The sequence below is a fragment of the Parafannyhessea sp. genome (assembly GCF_051876455.1).
Taxonomy (GTDB): domain Bacteria; phylum Actinomycetota; class Coriobacteriia; order Coriobacteriales; family Atopobiaceae; genus Parafannyhessea.
On sequence record NZ_JBJEHW010000196.1, the window covers coordinates 3,359 to 8,312 of the forward strand.

The 4,954-nt window shown below is 64.8% G+C and carries 6 protein-coding genes; all 6 read left to right on the forward strand.

The window, feature by feature from the left end; all coding sequences use genetic code 11:
- Positions 1-174: 174 nt before the first annotated feature.
- The 6 genes from ACI38Z_RS08320 (at position 175) to ACI38Z_RS08345 (ending at position 4,907) form a co-directional block, all read left to right on the forward strand.
- The gene (locus ACI38Z_RS08320; protein WP_154433673.1) at positions 175-462 is read left to right on the forward strand and encodes a BMC domain-containing protein; all 288 of its coding nucleotides are present in this window, start codon (positions 175-177) and stop codon (positions 460-462) included.
- A 340-nt stretch (positions 463-802) separates the two neighbouring features.
- Positions 803-1,087, forward strand: a complete 285-nt coding sequence (locus ACI38Z_RS08325; RefSeq protein WP_439789735.1) for a BMC domain-containing protein — start codon at positions 803-805, stop codon at positions 1,085-1,087.
- 45 nt (positions 1,088-1,132) lie between these two features.
- Positions 1,133-2,791 (forward strand): acetaldehyde dehydrogenase (acetylating), encoded by a 1,659-nt coding sequence (locus tag ACI38Z_RS08330; protein WP_439789731.1) that lies wholly within the window; start codon positions 1,133-1,135, stop codon positions 2,789-2,791.
- A 66-nt stretch (positions 2,792-2,857) separates the two neighbouring features.
- Positions 2,858-3,118 carry a BMC domain-containing protein gene (locus ACI38Z_RS08335; protein ID WP_439789732.1) on the forward strand — a complete coding sequence of 87 codons (261 nt, stop codon included), beginning with the start codon at positions 2,858-2,860 and terminating at the stop codon, positions 3,116-3,118.
- A gap of 4 nt (positions 3,119-3,122) precedes the next feature.
- Positions 3,123-3,914 (forward strand): tetratricopeptide repeat protein, encoded by a 792-nt coding sequence (locus tag ACI38Z_RS08340; protein ID WP_439789733.1) that lies wholly within the window; start codon positions 3,123-3,125, stop codon positions 3,912-3,914.
- 60 nt (positions 3,915-3,974) lie between these two features.
- Positions 3,975-4,907, forward strand: coding sequence for a DUF4037 domain-containing protein (locus tag ACI38Z_RS08345; protein WP_439789734.1), 933 nt, complete (start codon positions 3,975-3,977; stop codon positions 4,905-4,907).
- Positions 4,908-4,954: the final 47 nt, after the last annotated feature.

A 4,954-nucleotide genomic window follows, 5' to 3' on the forward strand; every position in this document is an offset into this window, starting at 1 on the left:
GCGACCGACGCCGGCGCGGCCGCGGCCCAGCGCGTGGGCGAGCTGCTGAGCGTCCACGTGATCCCGCGCCCGGACGGCATGGTCGAGTCGATCCTGCCCCACGCCGAGTAGCAAGCGGAAGCAAGAGGAATTTAGTTCGGGCGAGATGCCCGGCAAACCAAGGGAGGAACACAGATGGCAAGCACGACTGAGGCACTCGGAATGATTGAGACCAAGGGAATGGTGGGTTCCGTCGAGGCCGCCGATGCGATGGTCAAGGCAGCCAACGTCCGCCTCATTGGCAAGGAGCTCGTGGGCGGCGGCCTGGTCACCGTCTTCGTGCGCGGCGACGTGGGCGCCGTCAAGGCCGCGACCGACGCCGGCGCGGCCGCGGCCCAGCGCGTGGGCGAGCTGCTGAGCGTCCACGTGATCCCGCGCCCGGACGGCATGGTCGAGTCGATCCTGCCCCACGCCGAGGCATAGTTAGATGGCCGCGCAGAAGTCCGGGCAGGAGGGCGCTCCCAAGCGCACCTCTTCCCGTAGCGGGGCGGGCAAGGCCACTGCGGCTGGCAAGCCTTTCGCGGACGCTCCCAAGCCCGCCCCGGCGCGGAGGTCCTCTCGCACGTCCGCGGCAAGCAAGGAGGGCGCGGCGGTAGCTGCGAAGGCCCCCCAGGCGGAGAAGCAGGCTCCCGAGGCAAAGGCAGCATCAGTGGCTGCACCTGCACCGAAGAACGACAGCGAGGGCGCAAAGGCCCCGCAGGCAACCAAGACCGAGGCGCAGCCGAAGAAGGCAGAGCCTCACCCCACCAAGGAGGTAACCAGAATGGCCAACGCCGTTGAGGCACTCGGAATGATCGAGACCAAGGGCATGGTAGGAGCCGTCGAGGCCGCCGATTCCATGGTCAAGGCAGCGAACGTGAGGCTCGTGGGCAAGGAGCGCGTGGGCGGCGGCCTGGTCACCGTCTTCGTGCGCGGAGACGTGGGCGCCGTCAAGGCGGCGACCGACGCCGGCGCGGCCGCGGCCCAGCGCGTGGGCGAGCTGCTGAGCGTCCACGTGATCCCGCGCCCGGACGGCATGGTCGAGTCGATCCTGCCTCACGCCGAGTAGCGAGAACCCATATCCCAGAACGTCTGCTAACCGGAAAGAGGCATGATGCAGGAATACGATTACGACCTCCAGAGCATCCAGGCTGCTCGTGACCTGGCTCGCAAGGGGCAGGTTGCTGCAAACCAGATTGCCAACTACAGCGTCGAGCAGATCGACCGCATCCTTCGCTCCATGGTCGAGGTCGCGGAGAAGAACGCCGAGCAGCTCGCCGAGATGGCCGTCGAGGAGACCACCTACGGCAACGTACCTGACAAGATTTACAAGAACCACATGGCCTCCGGCCTGCTCTACGAGCAGATCAAGGACAAGAAGACCATCGGTGTCATCGACGTGGACGAGAAGAACCAGGTTATCACCATTGCCGAGCCCGTCGGGCTGATCATGGGCATTGTCCCCTGCACCAACCCGACTTCGACGATCCTCTACAAGTCGATGATTGCCATCAAGTCGCGCAACGCCATCGTCTTCTCGCCGCACCCGAAGGCAGCCAAGTGCACCAACCTGGCGATTAAGCTCATGAACGATGCCGCCGTGGCCGCCGGCGCCCCCGAGAACGTCATCCAGGGCATCTCCATGGCCACCATCGCCGCCACCAACGAGCTCATGCATGCGCCCGAGGTCAAGATGATCATCGCCACCGGCGGTCCTGGCATGGTCAAGGCGGCGTACAGCTCCGGCAAGCCCGCCCTGGGTGTCGGTGCCGGCAACTCGCCCTCGTACATCGAGCGTACCGCCAACGTTCACGACGCGGTTCGACAGATCATCGCGTCCAAGACCTTTGACAACGGCACCATCTGCGCCTCCGAGCAGAGCGTGATCTGCGAGACGTGCAACCACGACGAGGTCGTCGCCGAGTTCAAGAAGCAGGGCGGCTACTTCATGAGCGAGGAGGAGTGCAAGAAGGTCTGCGCAATCCTCTTCCGCAACGGCCACTCCATGAGTCCCAAGTTCGTCGGTCACACCGCCGTCTCCATCGCCAAGGCCGCCGGCATTAGCATCCCTGCCGACACGAAGGTCCTCATCGGCGAGCAGCATGGCGTCGGTCCCGAGTGGCCCCTCTCTTATGAGAAGCTCACGACCGTGCTTGGCTTCTACACCGTCGCCGACTGGCACGAGGCCTGCGACCTCTCCATCGCGCTTCTCCAGAACGGCATCGGTCACACCATGAACATCCACACCGAGGACAAGGAGATCGTCCGCAAGTTCTCGGTCAAGCCCGCTTCCCGCATTCTCATCAACACGGGTGGCACGCAGGGCGGCACTGGCCTGTCCACTGGACTCGAGGTTGCGCTCACGCTGGGCTGCGGCACCTGGGGCGGCAGCTCCGTGTCCGAGAACGTTGGCCCGCAGCACCTGATCAACATCAAGCGCATCGCCAACGGCATCATCGAGCCCGACCAGGTTGCCGCTGCAGACGAGACCTTCGCGAAGTGGCATCCCGAGCTGGCAGCCAAGTACGCACACACTGCGACGTCCGGCTGCGGATGCTCCGAGGCAAGCTGTGCCCCCGCTCACGAGAGCCACGAGAAGAGCATCGACATGCCCGTCGGCCATGGTACGAGTGGCATCAGCTACTCGGTGGGCTGCAACTGCTGCGGTAGCCACGCCCAGCAGGAGGAGCCCCAAGCTTCGAGCGACACCATCGACGCCGAGGAGCTCAAGAAGATGGTCAACGAGCTCGTCGCAGCATTCCGCGGGGAGTAGGAAACACGGTCTTCTCGACCGTAGGACATTGAGACAAGGAGCTGAACAATGAACGAGGCACTGGGTATGGTTGAGACGGTCGGCTGCGTTGGTGCGGTCGAAGCGTCCGATGCCATGGTGAAGGCCGCCGAGGTCACCCTCGTAGGCAAGGTCAACGTCGGTGGCGGCATCGTCACCACGTTCGTGCGCGGCGACGTCGCCGCCGTCAAGGCAGCCACCGATGCCGGCGCTGCCGCGGCGGAGCGCGTGGGCGAGCTTCGCTCCGTCCATGTCATTCCGCGCCCGCACTCCGACGTGGAGCTCATCATCCCGCACCTGAACGCCTAGAGCCTTGGAGTCCTCGAGTCTCTATAGGGAGCTCGACCGCCTGTATGGCGAGCCGGGTGCCGACGTCGAGGGCTTCCTTCGGGAAGCCCTGCGGCGCGCCCGGCTCGCCGGTGACGGCAGTACCTGCGTGGCTGTCGCCAACGAGCTGGGAAGCGTCCTCAGGCTGCGAGGCGATTTGAGCGAGTCCGAGGAACTCTACAACGAGGTCCTGTCCGAGCTCGAAAGGCTCGGGGCGGGGGATGACGAGAGGGCTCGCGCCCTCATCAACCTTGGTGACGTCTACGTTGCCCAGGGTCGCCACGAGAGGGCGGTCGAGTCGTTCGACCGTGCCGAGGCGCTCCTGGGAAGCGGAGACGACCATCCCTACGAGGTGAGCGCGATCTGCAACAACCGCAGCGCCGCACTTCGTGGGCTTGGGCGCTTTGCGGAGGCACGCCGTGACCTGAGGAGAGCCGGGAGGCTCCTGGAGTCGGTTCCAAACTCCGAGGGCAGGCGGGCAACCAACGCCATCAATCTCGCACAGGTGCTCATCGATGAGGGGCGTCTGGACGAGGCTGAGGAGGCCATCGCCCCTGCGCTCGAGGCGTATCGCACGCTTTCGGGCGGAAGGGATGTCCATCGGCCCCACGCGTTGGCGACTGCCGCGAAGGTCGCCTACCTTCGCGGTCGTTACGAGGAGGCAGAGGGACTGTATCGGAAGGCCGCTGACGTGTTGCGAGACAAGCTCGGCGACTCTCCCAACGTGAGGGCGCTCGAGCGAGAAGCGGAGCGCATGGAGACACTCTGCCAACCCTGAGCGTTGGGGTCTGCGGTGGCTGTGCGAACTGGAAGGTTCTAGACGAGCGGGAGGTGCGACATGAGGGGTATGGAGCTTGCAAGGCGCTATTACGGCGAGTTTGAGCCGCTCCTCGTGTTCGGGCTCCCGTACTACGTTGAGCGCCAGCTTGCCTTCGGCCTCGTTGGGCCCGGATCGGAGTGCCTCGGGTTCGACGATGAGACCTCCCAGGACCACGACTTCGGCCCTGGATTCTGCGTATGGGTCCCTCGCGAGCTCTATCCCGAGTGGGGAGACGAGCTTACACGTCGCTATGACTCTCTTCCCAAGGAGTTCCTTGGGAAGAAGCGTGTCCAGACCCCGCTCGCGGGCCAACGCGTGGGCGTGTTCGAGACTGAGTCGTTCTATCGTTCCTTCACCGGCCTGGAGCGCTCCCCCCAGAGCGTTGCCGAGTGGCTTCGCATTCCCGAGCAGCTCCTTGCGACCGTCACGAACGGCGAGGTGTTCTCCGACGCCAGCGGCCAGTTCACCCACATTCGCCAGGACCTGCTGGGCTTCTATCCCGAGGTCGTCGTGCGCAAGAAGGTTGCCGCTGACATGGCCGTCATGGCCCAGTCCGGCCAGTACAACCTGTGGCGCTGCCTCGGTCGCGGTGACCTCGTTGCCGCGAACGCAGCCCGCGCGCAGTTCCTGCAGGCGACCATGGCGGCTTTGCACCTGCTGTCGCACACCTACATGCCGTTCTACAAGTGGTCTTTCCGCTCGCTGTCGGAACGTGCCCACGTGCCTTCGCAGATTTGCGCCCTGGTCAGTCGCATCGCGTCCGTCCCGGTGGACAAGGTCGAGATTCAGGACGTTGAGTTTCTCTGCGGGGTGGTGCTGCGCACGGTGCTCGCACTCGGCTGGGCGACGAGTGACTCCGACTTCATTCTCGACGCGGCGACGATTGTGTGGCAGGGCATTCCCAACGCCTATCTCAGGGAGCGTCCGCTGAATGAGGGGGCGTATCGCTAATGAACCAGTGTGCATGTGACTGTGACTCGTATGGCAGGCGCCTGTAT